Source organism: uncultured Subdoligranulum sp. (genome assembly GCF_937890665.1).
On sequence record NZ_CALADU010000166.1, the window covers coordinates 1 to 17,913 of the forward strand.

The following is a 17,913-nucleotide window of genomic DNA, read 5'->3' on the forward strand; positions in this document are numbered from 1 at the left end:
ATCGTGTCACCGGGAGTATTGTCTACCGGCGGGAAGCGGCTCTCCAGAGAACGGCCGACCATCGCGGCGATCAGTTCATTCATGTCGGTGTCCTTGGTGTCTTTGGTCATAACCAAATTACCATCACGAAGCACCGAAACTTCATCGCAGATCTCAAAGATTTCGTCCATCTTATGAGAAATGTAGATCAGCGAAATGCCCTGCGATTTCAGCATCCGCATCATTTCAAACAATTTATCGACTTCCTGCACAGTTAGAGAGGAAGTGGGCTCGTCCAAAACAATAACCTGTGCATTGTAGGAGATTGCTTTGGCAATTTCACACATTTGCCGCTGCGAAACCGACATGTTGCGCATCGGTTGCGTTAGGTTGACGGTCATTCCCAGTTTACGGAACAGCTCCGCCGCCTTGCGTTTCATTTGTCCTTCGTCAACAACGCCCATGGAGTTGACCGGATAGCGTCCGAGGAACAGGTTGTCGATAACACTGCGCTCGAGGCACTGGTTCAACTCCTGATGGACCATCGCGATACCATTTTCCAGAGCATCTTTCGGACCGGAAAAGCTGATTTCCTTTCCGTTCAGGAAGATCTTTCCTTCGTCTTTTTGATAGGTACCAAACAGGCATTTCATCATGGTGGACTTGCCGGCGCCGTTTTCGCCCATCAGTCCCATGACAGTACCGCGCTTTACGTCCAGATTAATGTGATCAAGCACTCGGTTGCGGCCGAATGACTTGCACATACCGCGAATTGACAAGACGATATCATCTTTCGCTTCTGTCATTCTCGTTACTCCCGTTTCTGCAAATTGACAGGGAAGACCCCGTCTGTGTTTCATAAAAAAGCGCTATTAGGGAGAGCTCCTTCTCCCAAATGGAGAAATACCTTCTCCCTAATAGCGTTGTGATTACTCGTGCTTAGGTTTCAAAGTGGTTCTGATGACCATTACTGGTTCAGCAGAGAAGTGTAGGAAGCCGCGTTGTCGGTCTTAACCATGTTGATGGCGAAGGCGTCGTACGCGCTGGGGTTGCCCAGACGGTTGGTGATGTTAGCCTCGGTCTGGCCGTCGCCGCCGATGTAGTCAACCTTCAGGTTGAGCAGATCGTCGTACTTCTCCAGCAGGGGCTGATAAGTAGCGCTCAGGAAGTTGTCGGCTGCATTGTAGATGTCGAGCCAAACGGTCTTCTCGGGGCTGGTGGAAGCATCCAGCTGGTTAGCAACCGGAGCGTAAGGAACGGTGGAGTCCAGATAGTCCTCGTAGTTCTCAGCGGTGACAGCCACGTTCAAAGCGTAGTAAGAACGAGAAGCCTCATCGTAGTAGTAAACATCCTCGCTCAGGACGTTGCCAGCAGCGTCAGCGGTAGCGATGCCAGTGTTGATGTCAACGCCGTCGAGAGCGTTACGGAGCAGACGCAGAGTCAGATAAGCCTGAACGTCAGCGTGCTGGCTGATGGTTCCGCCGTAACCGTCGGCGATAGCGGCAACAGCGTCAGCGTTGGCGTCGTAGCCGAAGGTGGGAACGCCAGCTTCCTGAGACCAGGAGTTGAACATGGCCATGCCCATGCCGTCGTTGTTGGAAACAACGATATCAATGCTATCGCCCAGAGAAGAGGCCCAAGCGCTGATCGCGTTGCTGGCCGTGCCGGCATCCCAAGTAGCACCGGCGGAGTTCTTCATTTCCTGAGAAGCCAACTCACGGACCGTGAAGGTCTTGCCATCGACTTCGATGGTGCCATCCTGAACCTGCGTGGCAGAACCGTCTGCATTGGTGCCAACGGGATCGCTGACGATGCCGTTCTCACCCTCAACGGCGGTGCCCAGCGCGGAACGGACACCGCGAGTACGAGCGATGGAGTCGTTGTGGCCGATATCACCGATGGCCAGAACGTAACCGATGACGCCGTCGCCGTTCTTGTCGATCGTATCGGCGTGCGCCTTGATGTAATCCAGAACCATCTGGCCCTGCAGCTCAGCACCCTGATTGGCGTCGAAACCAACGTAGTAGGTATTGCTGTTGAAGCTCAGAGCTTCCATATCCAACTCACCGGTGGTGCTGTTGGAAGGCTGACGGTTGAACCAAATGAGGGGCTTATCTTTGTTGGCAACGGTGCCGCCTTCGGTAGAGGCAGAAGAGGCGGCTTCCGAGGTGCCGGCAGCAGCGCTGTCAGAAGACGCGGTGGAGCTGGTGGAACCGCCGCAAGCAGCCAGACTCAAGGCCATTGCTGCGGCCATGCTCAATGCAAGTGCTTTTCTCATAGTTTTTCTCCTTTTGTTGTTCGATTGGTGAGCCCTTCTTCGTGGCCCACCTGACACTATCTATGTTAAAAGAAAATCAAGACAAAAACAAGGGGAAATTTCACTGAAAGAAGTGTGAAAAAATTATTCAAGAAAAACAATGTGCAAAAAAACTTGCAGGAAAAATTATGTAAAATGCACAAAATTGTTATCAAATAAGTACAATCCTTTACATTATACAAGCGAAAGAAAGAAGAATGATGAAAGAAAACTTCACATCGCTGCATAGGGCGTGCTTGATGACTGACTGGATGACAATGCGGAAATCGCGTGGCATCTTCGGAAGGCGGATGCCTGTGATGATCGTCCTGCGCTGTACGGATACATGAAAAAATCTTGCGGCTAAAGTTCATGCTTGTACGAGGGCAGTAAGACTTCGTTGGCTTAGAAACATCACATGGAAACCACCGCGGATCAGAGGGAGCAACGACGGGAGGGGCTCGAGCTGAAAATCTTTGAGAGTCGCGGCCTTAAAAGGGTGGCGTATTTGCGAAACATAGTATTTCGCTAAATGTAAATTTAGCGAAATAGAGGGGAACGAAATGCAGCAGTGGAAAAGAGTTTGCCGACTGTTGAAAACCGATCAAGGAGGTTGAAAAGCAAATCTGCATAAATACCCGCCTGCATACATTTTCTATACGGATCGTAAAGCGCATATAGCTTTCAATTCTTTATAAACGCGTGAAAATTGACGCTGCATAGACAATGTGGTACAATAAATGGCAGCAAAAAAGCCCGGCAGGCGCCGAGCTCTTCTCAAACGAACGAGGTAAAAACGAACTGTGAGCAGCTATATTGATGTAGTCAATCCAGAACGGCATGCTCCGTATCTGGACATCCCTGATGATGTAATCGAATATCTGCATTATCTGGACTTTGTTAAACTGCGATCTCCACGAACGGTAAACGGATATTATTTGGATTTGCGAGGTTTCTTTCGCTATATGATGGCACAATGGAACCGCGTCAAGCCAGACACACCGTTGGATAAAATCGATCTTACACAAATTACCGCTAAAGATATTGCGAGCATCACCAAGCGGGATATTTTTTCTTATTTGGATTATGTGCGCAGTGCCAATAATGGATCCAAAGCACGTGCTCGAAAGTTGAGCGCATTGAAAGGCTTTTTCCATTATATGGTGACGCAAGTCAATAAGCTCCCAAGTGATCCTACCGAGAATGTAAATTTGGGCAGTCCTAAAAAAACACTGCCCAAATATCTGACTCAACAAGAAAGCTTGGATTTGTTAAAAAATATACAAAGCGAATTTTACGAACGTGATTTCTGCATGATCACCTTGTTCTTAAACTGTGGCATGCGCCTTGCAGAACTCATAGGCATCAATTTAAGTGATTTTCGCGACGACACAATTCGCATTACCGGCAAAGGCGGCAAGGAGCGAATTGTTTATTTAAATGAATCCTGCAAACAGGCACTTTCTCATTATATACAAGCTCGCAGAGCCCTTCCCCACTTGGTGGATACCGATGCGCTGTTTGTTTCAAAGCGGACAGGAAAGCGATTGACGGCGCGCCGCGTTGAACAAATCGTCGAAAGCTGTTTGAAGAACGCAGGACTGAGCGGAAAAGGGTTTTCTCCGCATAAACTGCGCCATACCGCCGCAACCCTTATGTATCAGGGCGGCGTAGATATGCTCGCCCTAAAAGAAATTTTGGGCCATGAAAATGTGTCCACAACACAGATTTACACCCATATCAATCAGCAACAGCTTCGCGAAGCGGTGCAAGCCTCTCCCCTTGCAGACCAAAAGTATATTGCACCCAAACCCTCACAAAAAGAGCGGGTTCAACAAGAAGCGCAATCCACTGAAAATGATGCCGAGTAAACCGGAAACAAAGAGTGCGACGCCGCTTCTCACCAAAAGGCGCCTATTAGCGGTATGCAGTTGCCCGCGGGGAGCGCCGCCCAAAAAGACGCTTTGGAAAAGCCCATGGCTCAAACAGAGTGCATACGCCGCCAGCCAAAGATGAACTGCCGTAAAAACAAGGTCTGGCAGACAGGTACAAAGCCAATATGCAACCAAGTCGGAGATTCCGCCGGCAAAGAAGACATTGGCTGCACAAAAGCCGAGAAAAAAGCCCTTCCCCAAAAAGTATAACAGCAGAAAGCCCAGCCCCAAAGCAGAGAATCCGCACAAAAGGACAAATACAATCTGTAAGAACGGGCCAGCAATCGAGCGCAAAAAAGATACAAACCATGGCGTGGTAAGTGCCACGTCTGCATAATACTTGGCGAGCTGTTGTCCCAGTGCGGTCTGCCCGTCATGGCCCAACCATATTCCAGGCAAATAGCCTGCGATCAGCATACTAGCGCAAAGCGGTACGACATAGGCGGATGATGGATATCGCCGGGATAGGGTTTTAGGGGTGTGCGGTGTGGTGCGACTCCGCAGCGGAAAACGCGGCCGTGACGCAGAAGTGCCGGCCCGCATCAGCGCACCGTCCGCAAAGCCGCCAAAGCGCCGCCCATCACTCCTCCTAAAAGCAGTGCAATTGGCAGCATCAGATTGGTGCCGTCAAAGGCAGCCTCGCCACTGGTTAGAAAGGCAGCCATAAGCTGGCAAATCGCGTAGAATCCTCCGCAAAGAAGCCCGCACAGCAACATTTGGCGTCCAATTCGTTTGGCCAGCAATACACCGGACAGCGCCGCACCGCAAGCCGCAGCACCACAAGCCAAGGGTCGCACAAATCCAAGCGATAAGGGCGTGTGGGACAGCAAAAACGCTAACAGCGCCAACAATACAGCAGTTAGACAAATACCGGCAAAAAGCGAAAGAAGGCAGCTTCGCAGAAGGATAGAGGTTGCATCTTTCGTTCGGTTTTTTAGCGGTTTGCAAACAGTCGCCCGTCGGACGGAATGAATGGTCTTTCCTTTATTAGACATAACAAACGCCCCCTTGCACAGTAAAAACTATGCAAGGGGGCGTTTAAATATGTTTGTGATTACTTTTTAGCAGAAGCGTTCTTGGTATCGCCGCCTACATCCAGCTTCTCTACATTGGAAATGGCGGAGCGACGGAAACGAATTTTGGTGCGATCACTGCCGGTCTCAACAACCAAGGTGTCATCCTTGTCGCTAATCGCAAAAACAATGCCCACAATCCCGCCGATCGTGGTGACCTTGTCACCGATTTCGATGGAATTACGCATGGCAGCGTCCTTCTTGTCCTGACGTTTCTGGGGAATATAAATGATCAGGACCATAAAGACGATAATCAGCACCATCGGCAGCAAATTGATAATCATGTCGCTAGTGCTGGCACTTTGTTGGCTCAAGAACTGGATCATAACAGGTTTTCTCCTTAGTTTAAACAATTTTTTTCTATTATATCGAATTGTCGGCAAGAACGCAAGAGCTTTTCCGGCAATTTCTGATTCTTATATGCGGGTGTCCAGCTTATGGACATAAGTGTCATGGAATTGCTGGAAGGTTCCAGCGTCCAAAGCTTCGCGGATACGCTCCATCAGGTGATTATAGAAATACAAGTTGTGCATCACAGCCAGCCGCATACCCAACATTTCATCTGCCTTTTGCAGATGGCGGATATAAGCGCGGGAGAAATTGCGGCAAACCGGGCAGTCGCAATGAGGATCAATGGGCGATTCATCACGCTCGTATTTGAGGTTTTTGATGTTGATGATACCGTCCCAGGTAAATAGATGTCCATGCCGTGCGTTGCGGCTGGGCATGACGCAGTCAAACAGGTCCACACCGCGATAAACCGCCTCGATGATGTTACCGGGCGTTCCGACTCCCATAAGGTAGCGAATTTTATCTTTCGGAGCAAAGGGCTCTACCGCCGAAATAATATCATACATTACTTCGGCCGGCTCGCCCACTGCCAAACCTCCAATGGCATAACCATCCAGATCATATTCGGCAATCTGCTTCATATGCTCTACACGCAGGTCTGCAAAGGTACATCCTTGATTAATGCCGAAAAGGAGCTGATCCGGGTTAACGGCTTTTTCTTCATGCTTCAGGCGGGCCATCTCCTGCTTGCAGCGAAGCAGCCAGCGGGCGGTCCGGGCACAGCTGTTTTTGGCGTATTCGTAGGTGGCAGGGTTCTCTACACACTCATCAAATGCCATGGCAATGGTGGAGCCAAGATTGGCTTGGATCTGCATGCTCTGTTCTGGTCCCATAAAAATCCGATGACCGTCCAGATGAGAATTGAATGTGACACCCTCTTCGGTAATTTGGCGTAATTTAGCCAAACTGAACACCTGAAATCCGCCGCTGTCGGTCAGGATCGGGCCGTTCCAACGGGTGAACTTATGCAGTCCCCCCATCTGCGCCACCACTTGATCCCCGGGACGCAGATGCAAATGATAAGTGTTGCACAACATGACTTGTGCACGAATCTCTTTCAGGTCCAGCGCCGAAAGACCGCCTTTGATGGCGGCGGCGGTGGCTACATTTTGAAAGGCGGGCGTTTGAACCGTGCCGTGTACGGTGGTGAATTCACCGCGGCGAGCGGCCCCCTCCTGTTTGAGCAAACGGTAAGGCATGGATGATTCTCTCCGTAATCCGTAGTCTAAAAAACAGACGGTGCAAGGGGCAATCCCCGCACCGCCTTTTCTGCCATATTATAGAGGAAGCTGAAAAATAAGTCAACAGTTATTTACAGAATCAGCATGGCGTCACCAAAGCTGAAGAAGCGGTATTTTTCCTGTACGGCTACTTTGTAGGCTGCCATCGTCTTATCGTAACCGTAAAATGCAGAAATCAGCATAATGAGGGTGCTTTCCGGCAGATGGAAGTTGGTGATCATTCCATCAATGGCATGCAAATCAATGCCGGGATAGATGAAAATATCTGTGTTACCGCTGCAAGGCACGATTTTGCCGTATTTCGCCCAGACTGCCTCCAGTGTGCGGCAACTGGTGGTACCCACGGCGATAACACGGTGGCCGGCTGCGCGGGTAGCCTGAATCGCGTTGGCAGTCTCCTCACTGACCGAGTACCACTCGCTGTGCATCTGGTGGTCTTCAATTTCTTCTTCGTTGACCGGCCGGAAGGTACCCAAACCAACGTGCAGGGTGACTTCAGCAATGTTAACGCCGTTCGCCCGCAGAGTGTCCATCAGTTCCGGTGTAAAATGCAGGCCCGCAGTGGGAGCCGCCGCACTTCCAAGCTCTTTCGCATATACCGTCTGATACTGGCTTTGATCCTCCAACTGTTTGGTGATGTAAGGGGGAAGCGGCATTTTGCCGAACTCGTCCAGCTTTTCGTACAGGGTTTCGGTGTCATACTGGAACGTCACAAACTTGTTGCCATCCGGCATTGTTTCATCCACAACCGCCGTTAAAGAACCGTCGCCAAATTCCAGATGCGTCCCCGCCTGCATGCGCTTGCCGGGACGAGCCAGACATTCCCATGTGTCCCCTTTGACCTGTCGCAGCAGCAGCAGTTCGCACACTGCGCCGGTAGGGACCTTGGTTCCCAAGAGACGAGCCGGCAGAACCTTGGAATTGTTGACGACCAGCAGGTCCCCTTTTTCCAGATAACGGGGCAAATCGTGGAAGATCGCATGCTCGATGGCGTCGTTTTGACGATTCAAAACCATCAGACGTGCAGCGTCGCGCGGATCCGCAGGCTCCTGTGCGATCAGTTCCTTGGGTAAGTCGTACCAAAAATCTTTTTTCAGCATGGTTTTCTTCCTTTTTACGTTGACAATCTCCGGACGGAATACTATAATAAACAAAAACACAGAGGCGCGAAGTGCATCAGTAACACGCTCCGAACGTCCAGCCGGGACATGGAGCCGCGAAAGGGTACTTCGCCGAAGGCGATACGCGGCACGTATCGGACCTGGGCTCGCAGCCGAATAGGCGCGAGACTGTCACGCCCAACAGGGTGTGTTGCGCTGTGTATATGCAATATGATATTATATTGCATTTTGTGCCGGTTTTCAAGCCGGTTTTTTTGTTATCTGTGCAAAATTCGTTCACGACCGTGAACGCCTCTGCATAGAAATAGGAAGGGCTCAGTGAAAGGAAGGTCATGGCAATTATGAAACAGTACAAAGTCGGCGTTATCGGCGCCACCGGCATGGTCGGACAGCGGTTTGTGACGCTGCTGGAAAATCATCCTTGGTTTCACCTCACGGCGGTAGCCGCCAGCGCTCGCAGCGCCGGAAAGACCTACGAAGAGGCAGTGGGCAGCCGATGGCTGATGCAGACCCCGATGCCGGAAGGTGCCAAAAAGCTGGTCGTTCTGGATGCTTCCCACGTGGAAGAAGTGGCTGCGCAGGTAGATTTCGTCTTTTGCGCCGTCAACATGAAAAAAGAGGAAATCAAAGCACTGGAAGAGGCTTATGCGAAGGCGGAATGCCCGGTAGTTTCCAACAACAGCGCTCATCGGTTTACACCGGATGTTCCTATGGTCGTGCCGGAAATCAATGCCGACCATATTGAGATTATTCCTGCACAGCGTAAACGGTTGGGCACCAAGCGTGGCTTTATTGCAGTCAAATCCAACTGCAGCCTGCAAAGCTATGTCCCGGCACTGCATCCGCTGCGGGGCTATGGCATCACGGATGTGCTGGTATGCACCTATCAAGCCATTTCCGGTGCCGGCAAGACCTTTGAAACCTTCCCCGATATTCTGGATAACGTAATCCCCTACATCGGCGGCGAGGAAGAAAAGAGCGAACAGGAACCACTGAAGCTGTGGGGCAAAATTGAAGGCGACCAGATTGTTTCGGCTACGGCACCGCGGTTTACAGCCCAGTGCTTGCGCGTCCCGGTATCTGATGGCCATATGGGCGCAGTATTTGTACGTTTTGAGCATAAGCCCACGCAGGAAGAAATCTTGAAGGCGTGGAAAGAGTTCCATGGCCCGGCACAGGATTTGAACTTGCCCAGCGCCCCCAAACAGTTCTTGCACTACTTTGAGGAAAATGACCGTCCGCAGCCCAAGCTGGACCGCATGCTGGAAAACGGCATGGCTGTCAGCATTGGCCGTCTGCGTCCCGACAACCAGTACGATTACAAGTTCGTCTGCCTGTCTCACAATACGCTGCGCGGTGCAGCGGGCGGCGGCGTGCTGTTGGCGGAACTTCTGGCTGCGAAGGGCTACTTTGATTGATAAATAAGGAGATTCTCTTATGAAAAAGCCAGTTTTTACCGGTGCCGCGGTGGCAATCATCACACCGATGCATGCCGATGGCAGTGTGAATTATGACGAACTGGGCCGTTTGATCGAAGACCAAATTGCCAACCATACCGATGCAATCGTAATCTGTGGCACTACCGGTGAGTCTCCGGCCCTGGATCACGAGGAACACACCGAGTGTATTCGTTACACCGTCAAAAAGGTGGCAGGCCGCGTTCCGGTGATTGCCGGTACCGGTTCTAACGATACGCAGTATGCAATTCAACTTTCTAAGCAGGCCCAGCAGGATGGCGCAGATGCCCTGCTGTTGGTCACGCCGTACTACAATAAGACCAGCCAAGCGGGGTTGATTGCCCACTATACGGCGATTGCCAATTCTGTTGACCTGCCGTGTATTCTGTACAATGTGCCGAGCCGTACGGGCTGCAACCTGCAGCCTGCCACCTTGGCAGAACTGGCAAAACTGCCGAACATCAACGCCGTTAAGGAGGCCAGCGGCAATATCTCGCAGGTGGCCGAAGTAGCGGAATTGTGCGGCGAAAACCTGAATATCTATTCGGGCAACGACGATCAGATCGTACCGCTTCTGGCCTTGGGCGGCAAGGGTGTGATTAGCGTGCTCTCCAATGTGGCACCGCAGTACACCCATGACCTGTGCGCTAAATGGTTTGAAGGCGATGTGACTGGCAGCCTTGCCATGCAGCTTAAGGCATTGCCGCTGTGCAAAGCTTTGTTTGCCGATGTGAATCCTATCCCTGTAAAATGGGCGATGAACCGCCTTGGCTGGCAAGCTGGACCTTGCCGGCTGCCGTTGGTGGAGCCTTCCGACGCGGTGAAGGCCCGGCTGGAAACGGTCATGCAGGATTTTGGCTTGCTGAAATAACCGCAACCGGCCCGTGGTTTTCTGCCGCTGGCCGGTTTTTGCATTTTGAGAAAGGATTTTGAAAATCTATGACGGATCTAATCATTCAGGGCATCTATGGTCGGATGGGCCGCACACTTGTCGAAAAAATTTCCTTGCGCGATGATTGCCGTGTGGTTGCCGGCGTTGACCGGGAGGCGGGTTCCGTGGGTAACATTCCGGTGTACACGGATTTTGCGCAACTTCCCTGCAAAGGGGTTATTATTGATTTCTCTTCGCCGGCCGGTGCGGTAGCAGCCGCAACCTATGGAGCCGAGAAAGGGCTCCCCTGTGTTCTTTGCTCCACGGGACTTTCCTCGGAAGATGAGGCTGCCTTAGAGGCTGCCAGTGCCAAAACACCGGTTTTCCGCAGTGCAAATATGTCTTTGGGCGTTAATGTATTGATCGAACTGGCCCGGCGTGCCACGCGCGTGTTGGGGGCAGAGTTTGACATTGAAATCGTAGAAAAGCACCATCACAACAAGTTGGACGCCCCCAGCGGCACGGCTTTGATGATTGCGGATGCCATCAACGCCGAGGCTGGTGGGAAATACGAATATGTGTATGACCGCACACAGGTTCGGCAGAAGCGCGGCGCAAAGGAGCTCGGCATCAGTGCGGTGCGCGGCGGTGGTATTGTCGGTGAGCACGAGGTGCTTTTCTGCGGTCCCGAAGAGGTTGTCACCTTACAGCACAGCGCCGGAAGCCGCGGCGTTTTTGCTGACGGCGCCATTCAAGCCGCACTGTATGTGGCCGGCCAGCAGCCCGGTTACTACACCATGACGGATTTGCTGCGTGGTAAACTGCCGTGCGACTGAGAAACAACGAAATCGCCGCTTGTGTGGTGATTGCCGTCGGCGTTGGCGGCGTATTGATTGGTTCTCTGTTTCAAGATCCGCTGATGCATCAAGCGTCTGTGCAGGCTTCTACCCTGCTTCCCGTACCGACAGCCACGCCGATGCCAACCCCACTACCCACACCGGCCCCGACGCCAGAACCAACTCCCACAGTGGAAACGGTTCGCTTTTCGGCCACAGGGGACAACCTGATTCATGATGGGATCTTCTTGCAGGCACGCCAGCGAGGAGAAAACGGTTCCTACGACTTTACCGAAGCGTACGAACCTATGCGGACCTTTTATGAGCAGTTTGATGTAAACTGGCTGAATCAGGAAACACTGGTCAATGATGCCTTTGAACCCAGCGGTTATCCCCTCTTCTCTACGCCGGGCGACATCACGGATGCGTTGTACGATATAGGGTTTCGGGTGTTCAGCGTTTCTAACAACCATAGCTACGACAAAGGCGCTGAAGGCATCACTTCCTCGCTGGAACATTGGGCAGCCATGCCAGATGATGTAGCCGTAGCAGGATTTTATAATCAGGAAACCTACGATGACTACACATACCAAACTGTCAACGGCATTACTTTTGGGTATCTATCGTATACAGAGTATACCAATGGGCTTCCCACCCCTAGCGAATCAGAATACAGGGTTATTTATCTAGACGAGAGGGATCTCATTTCCCAACAGATCGCGGATATGCGCCCAAACTGTGACGTGTTGGTGGTCAGTTGTCATTGGGGCGTCGAAGGCAGCCATGAACTGACGGATTTTCAAACCGAGACCGCCCAATGGTTGGCAGACCAAGGGGTAGACCTGATCATCGGTACACATCCCCATGTGACGCAAACAGCCCAGTGGTTGACCGGTTCAGGCGGTAATACGACGTTTGTGGCTTATAGTTTGGGAAACTTCCTCAATGCCCAATCCCAACCGGATAATATGGTTGGTGCCGTGCTGGATATCACCTTCCAAAAAACCACACAGCCGGATGGAAGTGTCAGTGTCGAAATGCTGAACCCTAAACTCCATGGTGTGGTAACGCAGTATGAGGCGGGGTACCAAGATATTCGGGTCTATCCTTATGCCGACTATACCGATGAACTGGGGGCGGCACACGGCAATTTCACACTTTCCCGTACACAGATTGAAGAGGTCCTGTCTTCTTCCATTGACAGTGAGTTTCTTACGTTAGACTAATCCAAAAGAAAGGGTGTTATGACTATGTATGGCGTCAGCAAAATCCGCAGTGAACAAAACATCTTGCTCACGACTTTTCCGGGGGCACAGTACAGTGCACAAAGTCTGGCAGAACATCTGGATGTTTTTGCAAAGGCCGGAATCGTGGTGGATATGATTTGCCAAAGTGCTCCGCGCGGCACGGCGGTGGATTTCAGCTTCACCACCAGTTATTCTAACTTTGCCGCCGTAATGAAAGCGCTTCCTGCAGCCGCCAAGCAACATCCTCCTCTGGTATCCGGCGGTTACAGTAAGATCAATCTGTTTGGCGAGGAAATGGTCACCAGTTGTGGTGTGGCGGCACGTGCTTTGTCTGCGTTGGCAGATGCCGGAATCGAGATTGTTCTGATTACCACCAGCGATTTGGACATCTCTTTGTTGGTGCGCCAGCAAGATGAGGATGCCGCTTTAGAGGCTTTGCACGCAGCCTTTGCATTGTAATCCGTTCCAGATAGAAAAGCGCTTCCCGTTTAGTATGCGGGAAGCGCTTTTGCTTATTTTAGGACTATGATTTTAGGTTTTCTTCTCTTGAAACACTTTGGTCGCCAAAAACGGTAGAAACAGGACACCGTACAGAACGGCACTGATTCCAATATCCGTCCATGTATAGATTTGATTTCCGACATTCGCAGTTCCAGACCAGACCAAAATCATATTGTTATTCAGGTAATGAAGCAACACCGGAACCCAAATGTTATGACCGGAAACTTCGTACCCAAACGTAAAAAATACTCCCAGCGTAATACAGACCACGATTTGGATCACAATGCTTTGCAGCGAGGTTTCGGGACTATAAAAAAACAGATTGAGCGGCAGATGCCACAGACCCCATAAAACACCTATCAGCAATACGCCACGTCGTTTCCCGAATCGTTTTTGAAAAAGCGGGGTCAGATAGTATCGCCAACTATATTCCTCCCCCAAAAACGGTAGGAAACTAACGAAAAACGAGAGAATCACAGCAAACAGATTGAGCCAAGGGAAGATGGTGTTCCAATATCCCCAATAGGCCCACAGGGCTTCCTTGCCTTCCAGACCGATGGAAACAAACATCATAATGGTTTCCAAAAGCAGAAATAACAAGCAGATCCCCAACGCGATGGATCCCTTTCCCTGCCAGCGCAACCCGTAAGGCGAGCGTTTTTCTTTCTTTTCAGTCAAGAGCAATACCCACGCAAAAATCGAGGCTATGATAATCATCCATGAGTCTACTACTGCCCAAGTTTGTGCTGAAGGAAAAATCACAGACAGCAACCCGGTAACCAGACAGGCAACGGTTGTAACCAAATGCACAGCATAGAACCGTAGCGGCAGATTGGGGCGGTGCGTCAACAGGAATGCCAACATCACACCGGCGGCAGGATAGAACATTTGCGCATTGGCAAAACTACTGGTATCGTTGCCAGCGCGTTGGCTGATAGCCAAAGGAATCCCCATCAGATACGGCACCCCAAAGGCCACAACAAAAAAGACGATCAATTCCCGTTTAGTGGTTTGCGTCGAGTCGTTCATCTTCGTCCTCCTCGGCATATTCCAGTTGGTCATGCCGCTTTTTATAAAGCAGTACCGTAAACTGTAAGGTAAAGAAGCACAAACCTATTGTAAAAATACCGGCAAACAAAGCACCGGGCCAATACTTTGTTTGTGTTAAGGTAAAAAGAAATACACCCGCTCCGGCAACAACGGAACCAATCCCATTTGCCCCGGCGGTAGGCTTAATATGTCGATCCCAAATGCCGTTACGAATACATTCCACCAACATGTACAAACATGCTGCCATAAACAAAAGCCCCTCGGCCGCCAGATCTTTGGCAGTCTGCCCCATAAATCGCTGAATCAGGATCGCCGCCAACAGTCCCCACCAAAGCAGCCAAAAGCCTCGGCTTTCTAATTTGCACAGCGTTTGTTCTTGCCGCTCATCCAATATGTTTTTCTTGGAAAAAATATCGAGTTTCATCCTCATTCCTCCCAGAATAGATCATCCAACGTTTTGCCAAGCACCTTGCAAATAGCCCGACACAGGTTGATGGTTGGGTTATACTCCCCTTTTTCAATCGCGTTGATCGTCTGCCGTGATACGCCTACTGCTTCGGCTAAAGTACCTTGGGTCATATCTTTTTTGGCACGGGCAGCCTTCAGTTTAAGATTTTTTGCCATGCACGCCTCCTTGGGTTCAGGTGTCGACTCCCTGTATGGTCAGTATAGCATTCGCCTTACATAATGTCAAGTATACATTACATTTTGTCGGGCCTCTTGCGGCACGTTGTCTACTGTGTTATGATACCCTTAGAATTTAAGGAAAAGGAAGTTGAGCCATGAAATACAGCTTTCCCGCGTTTGAAAATGGTTTCATTCGCGCTGCATCCATCAGCCCTTTACTGCGTGTGGCGGATTGCGCCTACAATGCAGAACAGATCATAGACGCAATGCAGGCTTTTGCTGCCGAAAACGTCCATTTGCTTTGTATGCCGGAGTTGAGCCTGACTGGATACACCTGCAGTGATCTGTTTTTGCAGGAACCGCTGCTGCGGGGGGGCGAGAAAGCTTTGGCTTCCATCTTGCAGGCAAGCAAGGGGCTGAATCTGGTAACGCTGGTAGGCGTTCCTGTACGGCATAACAGTAAGCTGTATAATTGTGCAGCTGTCGTTTGCAGCGGCGAGTTGCTGGGCTTGGTCCCCAAAAGTTATCTGCCCAACTATGGAGAGTTTTACGAAAAGCGGCATTTTGTGTCCGGTATGGCGGAAGCAGAATGCATCGAATATGCCGGGCAAGAAACGCTGATTGGGACCCATTTGTTATTTGCCTGCAAGCAAATGCCCTCTTTTGTTTTGGGCGTAGAAATTTGTGAGGACCTGTGGGCGCCTATCCCGCCCAGCTGCGCGCATGCGCTGGCAGGGGCAACGGTGATTGCGAACCTTTCTGCCAGCGATGAAACCATTGGCAAAGCTGCCTATCGTCGTGATTTGGTAGCAGGGCAAAGTGCGCGTCTGCTGTGCGGATATTTGTACGCTGATGCAGGTCATGGCGAGAGCACCACCGACATGACCTTTGCCGGGCATAATTTGATCGCAGAAAACGGTGTAATCTTAGCGCAGGCCGCGCCGTTTTCCAACGAGGAAGCTATCACCGAGTTGGATCTTGGGCGTATGGTGCAGGACCGGCAGCACAACACCTCTTTCTCGCCCCAGACTGAGGGGTATACCACAGTAGAATTTGAACTGATGCCCTCGGAGTTGAGTTTAACGCGGGAAGTGTCCCCGACGCCGTTTGTGCCGCAAGACACGCAGACTCGTGCTGAACGCTGTGAGTTGATTCTGCGCATTCAAGCCGAAGGCCTTGCCAAACGTATCGAGCATACCCATGCCAAATGCGCAGTGCTGGGAATCTCCGGCGGATTGGATAGCTGTTTGGCTTTGCTGGTAGCGGTACGCGCCTGCAAGGTCTTAGACCGTGACCCCAAAGAGATCGTCGCATTGACGATGCCTTGTTTTGGCACGACCAAACGGACCCGTTCCAATGCCGAGATTCTTTGCGAGGCACTCGGTGTTACCTTTGCGGAGATCAATATTACCAACACAGTAAAGAGTCATTTCGCAGACATCGGTCAAGATCCTGAGACCTACGATGTGACTTTTGAAAATTGTCAGGCACGTGTTCGCACATTGGAATTAATGGACTATGCCAATAAAAATGGCGGTTTCGTGATTGGTACGGGGGACTTGAGCGAATTGGCTTTGGGATGGGCCACTTACAATGGCGACCATATGAGTATGTATGGCGTCAACGCCGGTGTGCCCAAAACGTTGGTCCGGCACATCGTTCGTTATGTAGCCGATACTTGCGACCAACCCACCTTGCAGCAAGTTTTGTTGGATATTCTGGATACACCCGTTAGCCCGGAACTGCTTCCTACGGCAGAAGATGGAACGATTGCTCAGCAGACCGAAAAGTTGGTAGGCCCATATGAGCTGCATGATTTCTACTTGTATTATGTGCTGCGGTTCGGATTCGGTCCGGTCAAGATTTATCATCTGGCCCGTACGGCATTTGCCGGGAAATATGAGCCGGAAACTTTACTGCATTGGCTGCAGAACTTCTATCGCCGTTTCTTTGCGCAGCAGTTTAAGCGGAGCTGCCTGCCAGATGGTCCGAAAGTTGGATCTGTCACACTTTCGCCTCGCGGCGACTGGCGTATGCCCAGCGACGCCTGTAACGCACTGTGGATGACGGAGTTAGAACAGATCTCATTGTAAAACGTCGCGTTTGGGATGCTGTAAAAGCGAAGATTAAGAGGGTTTGCCATGAAATTTACAATCCAGACAAACTATACTGCGCGCCGCATGGTAACCATGGCCCGTGTTTTGCGAAAAACGGTACGCAAAAAGCACAGCCGTCGCTCTCATCTATTTGGATGGATCATATTGCTTTGTGCCGGCGCCGTTTCTGTCCGGCATCTTATCAAAGGTGATGCAATGGATACCTCCCAACTGCTTGTCTGGATTGCTTTTGTGCTCCTGCTGGTCACCTTGCTTTGGGAAGATCAGATCAACGGGTATCTTGCTTACAAGAGAATGATGGCAGGAACGGAAACGAATACAACGGATTTTTTGCCGGAACAGTATGTAACCACAACTGCAGTTGGAACAACAACTTGGCATTACGATAAAATTTTGCTTATTGCGGAAACGAAGGATGCGTTTGTCTTTGTGTTCGATAAGCGCTATGCACAAATTTATGACAAGCAGACGCTGCAAGGCGGCGATGTGGAAGAATTTCGAAAGTTTCTTTCTAGGGCAACGCAAAAAGACATCTTAAAGGTATCATGAAAAAGAAAACAGCAGCGGTGTAAAGGCGCACCGCTGCTGTTTTTTCTCTATGAGGTCTTGCTTAAAATTCAATCCCAACGCGCGCAGCCACACCCTTTGTGAAAGGGTGCTGACAGGCCCGCATTTCGGTCGAATAGTCTGCTGCGGCTTGCATCCAGTCCGCAGGGGTACGGCCCGTTAAAACCACCTCAGAGCCGGCGTTAGAGCATGCCACCGCTTGTTGTAGCAGTTCCCGATCTACCAGATCGTTTTCTTCAGCGGCACAAGCCTCGTCTAAAACGAGAAGATCCCACGACTGTTCTAGCGCTGCACGCAGGGCAGCGTTGGCGTTTTCCTTTGCTTGGGTGCGCTCTTCCTCGTTCATCAGCCAAGTGAACTTGGCGTTGGGACAGGTATATACCATAGCGCCCATACGGCGCAAAGGCTCAATTTCTCCGCTGGAGCCATCTTTTAAAAATTGTATGATGGCAACACGTCGCTGATGACCTAATGCCCGTAAAGCGAGGCCCATAGCAGCCGTCGTCTTTCCTTTTCCATTGCCCCAGTAAAGATGTACCATATCCTTGCTCTCCTAACACAAAAAAAGAAACGCGCCACATTTGTGACGCGTTTTGGAGGTGACGACCAGATTTGAACTGGTGAATGAGGGTTTTGCAGACCCTT

Annotated in this window: 19 protein-coding genes and 1 riboswitch; of the genes, 8 read left to right on the plus strand and 11 right to left on the minus strand. The window is 50.9% G+C overall.

The annotated features are described in order from the left end of the window. Both Q0526_RS09545 and Q0526_RS09550 read right to left on the minus strand, forming a co-directional pair. Positions 1-785: sugar ABC transporter ATP-binding protein (locus Q0526_RS09545; RefSeq protein WP_298732913.1), on the minus strand; the 785-nt coding region annotated here is incomplete at its 3' end. Positions 786-946: 161 nt separating this feature from the next. Then, positions 947-2,257 (minus strand): substrate-binding domain-containing protein, encoded by a 1,311-nt coding sequence (locus tag Q0526_RS09550; protein ID WP_298732915.1) that lies wholly within the window; start codon positions 2,255-2,257, stop codon positions 947-949. An 821-nt stretch (positions 2,258-3,078) separates the two neighbouring features. On the opposite strand from Q0526_RS09550, the gene Q0526_RS09555 reads away from it, so the two are divergent. After that, positions 3,079-4,146, plus strand: a complete 1,068-nt coding sequence (locus tag Q0526_RS09555; RefSeq protein WP_298732917.1) for a tyrosine recombinase XerC — start codon at positions 3,079-3,081, stop codon at positions 4,144-4,146. Here Q0526_RS09555 and Q0526_RS09560 read toward each other — a convergent pair. The 5 genes from Q0526_RS09560 to queA form a co-directional block, all read right to left on the minus strand. Next, positions 4,090-4,626 carry a hypothetical protein gene (locus Q0526_RS09560; RefSeq protein WP_298732919.1) on the minus strand — a complete coding sequence of 179 codons (537 nt, stop codon included), beginning with the start codon at positions 4,624-4,626 and terminating at the stop codon, positions 4,090-4,092. The two genes, Q0526_RS09555 and Q0526_RS09560, sit on opposite strands and share 57 nt — an antisense overlap. A gap of 125 nt (positions 4,627-4,751) precedes the next feature. Next, entirely contained in the window at positions 4,752-5,204 is a 453-nt protein-coding gene (locus Q0526_RS09565) for a TIGR04086 family membrane protein (RefSeq protein ID WP_298732921.1), read from the minus strand. 59 nt (positions 5,205-5,263) lie between these two features. Continuing rightward, entirely contained in the window at positions 5,264-5,608 is a 345-nt protein-coding gene (gene yajC, locus Q0526_RS09570; RefSeq protein WP_298732923.1) for a preprotein translocase subunit YajC, read from the minus strand. 90 nt (positions 5,609-5,698) lie between these two features. Continuing rightward, entirely contained in the window at positions 5,699-6,832 is a 1,134-nt protein-coding gene (gene tgt, locus Q0526_RS09575; protein WP_298732925.1) for a tRNA guanosine(34) transglycosylase Tgt, read from the minus strand. A 113-nt stretch (positions 6,833-6,945) separates the two neighbouring features. Continuing rightward, positions 6,946-7,974: a tRNA preQ1(34) S-adenosylmethionine ribosyltransferase-isomerase QueA gene (gene queA / locus Q0526_RS09580; protein ID WP_298732927.1), complete on the minus strand. Its 1,029-nt coding sequence runs from the start codon at positions 7,972-7,974 to the stop codon at positions 6,946-6,948. Positions 7,975-8,025: 51 nt separating this feature from the next. Then, positions 8,026-8,201, plus strand: a riboswitch (Lysine riboswitch). Positions 8,202-8,336: 135 nt separating this feature from the next. Between queA and asd the strand changes: the two genes are divergently transcribed. The 5 genes from asd to Q0526_RS09605 all read left to right on the plus strand — a co-directional run bounded on the left by asd (position 8,337) and on the right by Q0526_RS09605 (position 12,865). Continuing rightward, on the plus strand, positions 8,337-9,413 hold the full coding sequence (gene asd / locus Q0526_RS09585; RefSeq protein WP_298732929.1) for an aspartate-semialdehyde dehydrogenase: 1,077 nt from the start codon (positions 8,337-8,339) through the stop codon (positions 9,411-9,413). A gap of 19 nt (positions 9,414-9,432) precedes the next feature. Then, a complete protein-coding gene (gene dapA, locus Q0526_RS09590) occupies positions 9,433-10,323 on the plus strand; it encodes a 4-hydroxy-tetrahydrodipicolinate synthase (RefSeq protein ID WP_298732931.1) in 891 nt (296 codons plus the stop codon). A gap of 68 nt (positions 10,324-10,391) precedes the next feature. Beyond that, complete coding sequence (dapB, locus tag Q0526_RS09595) at positions 10,392-11,159, plus strand: 4-hydroxy-tetrahydrodipicolinate reductase (RefSeq protein ID WP_298732933.1); 768 nt, start codon at positions 10,392-10,394, stop codon at positions 11,157-11,159. Further along, positions 11,150-12,385, plus strand: coding sequence for a CapA family protein (locus Q0526_RS09600; RefSeq protein ID WP_298732935.1), 1,236 nt, complete (start codon positions 11,150-11,152; stop codon positions 12,383-12,385). Before dapB ends, Q0526_RS09600 begins: the two co-directional genes overlap by 10 nt. Positions 12,386-12,403: 18 nt before the next feature. Then, positions 12,404-12,865 (plus strand): ACT domain-containing protein, encoded by a 462-nt coding sequence (locus Q0526_RS09605; protein WP_298732937.1) that lies wholly within the window; start codon positions 12,404-12,406, stop codon positions 12,863-12,865. A gap of 72 nt (positions 12,866-12,937) precedes the next feature. Here the strand turns inward: Q0526_RS09605 and Q0526_RS09610 are convergent, their stop codons facing one another. Genes Q0526_RS09610 through Q0526_RS09620 form a run of 3 tightly spaced genes read right to left on the minus strand, consistent with a single transcriptional unit; the run spans position 12,938 to position 14,581 of the window. After that, the gene (locus tag Q0526_RS09610) at positions 12,938-13,936 is read right to left on the minus strand and encodes a CPBP family intramembrane glutamic endopeptidase (RefSeq protein WP_298732939.1); all 999 of its coding nucleotides are present in this window, start codon (positions 13,934-13,936) and stop codon (positions 12,938-12,940) included. Next, positions 13,911-14,381 (minus strand): DUF6773 family protein, encoded by a 471-nt coding sequence (locus tag Q0526_RS09615; RefSeq protein ID WP_298732941.1) that lies wholly within the window; start codon positions 14,379-14,381, stop codon positions 13,911-13,913. Before Q0526_RS09615 ends, Q0526_RS09610 begins: the two co-directional genes overlap by 26 nt. Before the next feature lie 2 nt (positions 14,382-14,383). Further along, a complete protein-coding gene (locus Q0526_RS09620) occupies positions 14,384-14,581 on the minus strand; it encodes a helix-turn-helix transcriptional regulator (protein WP_298732943.1) in 198 nt (65 codons plus the stop codon). 158 nt (positions 14,582-14,739) lie between these two features. Between Q0526_RS09620 and Q0526_RS09625 the strand changes: the two genes are divergently transcribed. Both Q0526_RS09625 and Q0526_RS09630 read left to right on the plus strand, forming a co-directional pair. Then, positions 14,740-16,677 carry an NAD(+) synthase gene (locus tag Q0526_RS09625; protein WP_298732945.1) on the plus strand — a complete coding sequence of 646 codons (1,938 nt, stop codon included), beginning with the start codon at positions 14,740-14,742 and terminating at the stop codon, positions 16,675-16,677. A gap of 48 nt (positions 16,678-16,725) precedes the next feature. After that, positions 16,726-17,250, plus strand: coding sequence for a YcxB family protein (locus Q0526_RS09630; RefSeq protein WP_298732949.1), 525 nt, complete (start codon positions 16,726-16,728; stop codon positions 17,248-17,250). A gap of 61 nt (positions 17,251-17,311) precedes the next feature. Here Q0526_RS09630 and Q0526_RS09635 read toward each other — a convergent pair whose 3' ends face one another. Beyond that, complete coding sequence (locus tag Q0526_RS09635) at positions 17,312-17,809, minus strand: cob(I)yrinic acid a,c-diamide adenosyltransferase (protein WP_298732951.1); 498 nt, start codon at positions 17,807-17,809, stop codon at positions 17,312-17,314. Positions 17,810-17,913: the final 104 nt, after the last annotated feature.

Bases quoted from the DNA above. Each gene is read 5' to 3' on its own strand.
- Q0526_RS09610 (WP_298732939.1), bottom strand. From the start codon at position 13,936: ATGAACGACTCGACGCAAACCACTAAACGGGAATTGATCGTCTTTTTT.
- Q0526_RS09560 (WP_298732919.1), bottom strand. From the start codon at position 4,626: ATGCTGATCGCAGGCTATTTGCCTGGAATATGGTTGGGCCATGACGGG.
- Q0526_RS09605 (WP_298732937.1), top strand. From the start codon at position 12,404: ATGACTATGTATGGCGTCAGCAAAATCCGCAGTGAACAAAACATCTTG.
- tgt (WP_298732925.1), bottom strand. From the start codon at position 6,832: ATGCCTTACCGTTTGCTCAAACAGGAGGGGGCCGCTCGCCGCGGTGAA.
- Q0526_RS09635 (WP_298732951.1), bottom strand. From the start codon at position 17,809: ATGGTACATCTTTACTGGGGCAATGGAAAAGGAAAGACGACGGCTGCT.
- Q0526_RS09615 (WP_298732941.1), bottom strand. From the start codon at position 14,381: ATGAAACTCGATATTTTTTCCAAGAAAAACATATTGGATGAGCGGCAA.
- Q0526_RS09550 (WP_298732915.1), bottom strand. From the start codon at position 2,257: ATGAGAAAAGCACTTGCATTGAGCATGGCCGCAGCAATGGCCTTGAGT.
- Q0526_RS09625 (WP_298732945.1), top strand. From the start codon at position 14,740: ATGAAATACAGCTTTCCCGCGTTTGAAAATGGTTTCATTCGCGCTGCA.
- asd (WP_298732929.1), top strand. From the start codon at position 8,337: ATGAAACAGTACAAAGTCGGCGTTATCGGCGCCACCGGCATGGTCGGA.
- Q0526_RS09565 (WP_298732921.1), bottom strand. From the start codon at position 5,204: ATGTCTAATAAAGGAAAGACCATTCATTCCGTCCGACGGGCGACTGTT.
- dapA (WP_298732931.1), top strand. From the start codon at position 9,433: ATGAAAAAGCCAGTTTTTACCGGTGCCGCGGTGGCAATCATCACACCG.
- yajC (WP_298732923.1), bottom strand. From the start codon at position 5,608: ATGATCCAGTTCTTGAGCCAACAAAGTGCCAGCACTAGCGACATGATT.
- queA (WP_298732927.1), bottom strand. From the start codon at position 7,974: ATGCTGAAAAAAGATTTTTGGTACGACTTACCCAAGGAACTGATCGCA.
- Q0526_RS09620 (WP_298732943.1), bottom strand. From the start codon at position 14,581: ATGGCAAAAAATCTTAAACTGAAGGCTGCCCGTGCCAAAAAAGATATG.
- dapB (WP_298732933.1), top strand. From the start codon at position 10,392: ATGACGGATCTAATCATTCAGGGCATCTATGGTCGGATGGGCCGCACA.
- Q0526_RS09630 (WP_298732949.1), top strand. From the start codon at position 16,726: ATGAAATTTACAATCCAGACAAACTATACTGCGCGCCGCATGGTAACC.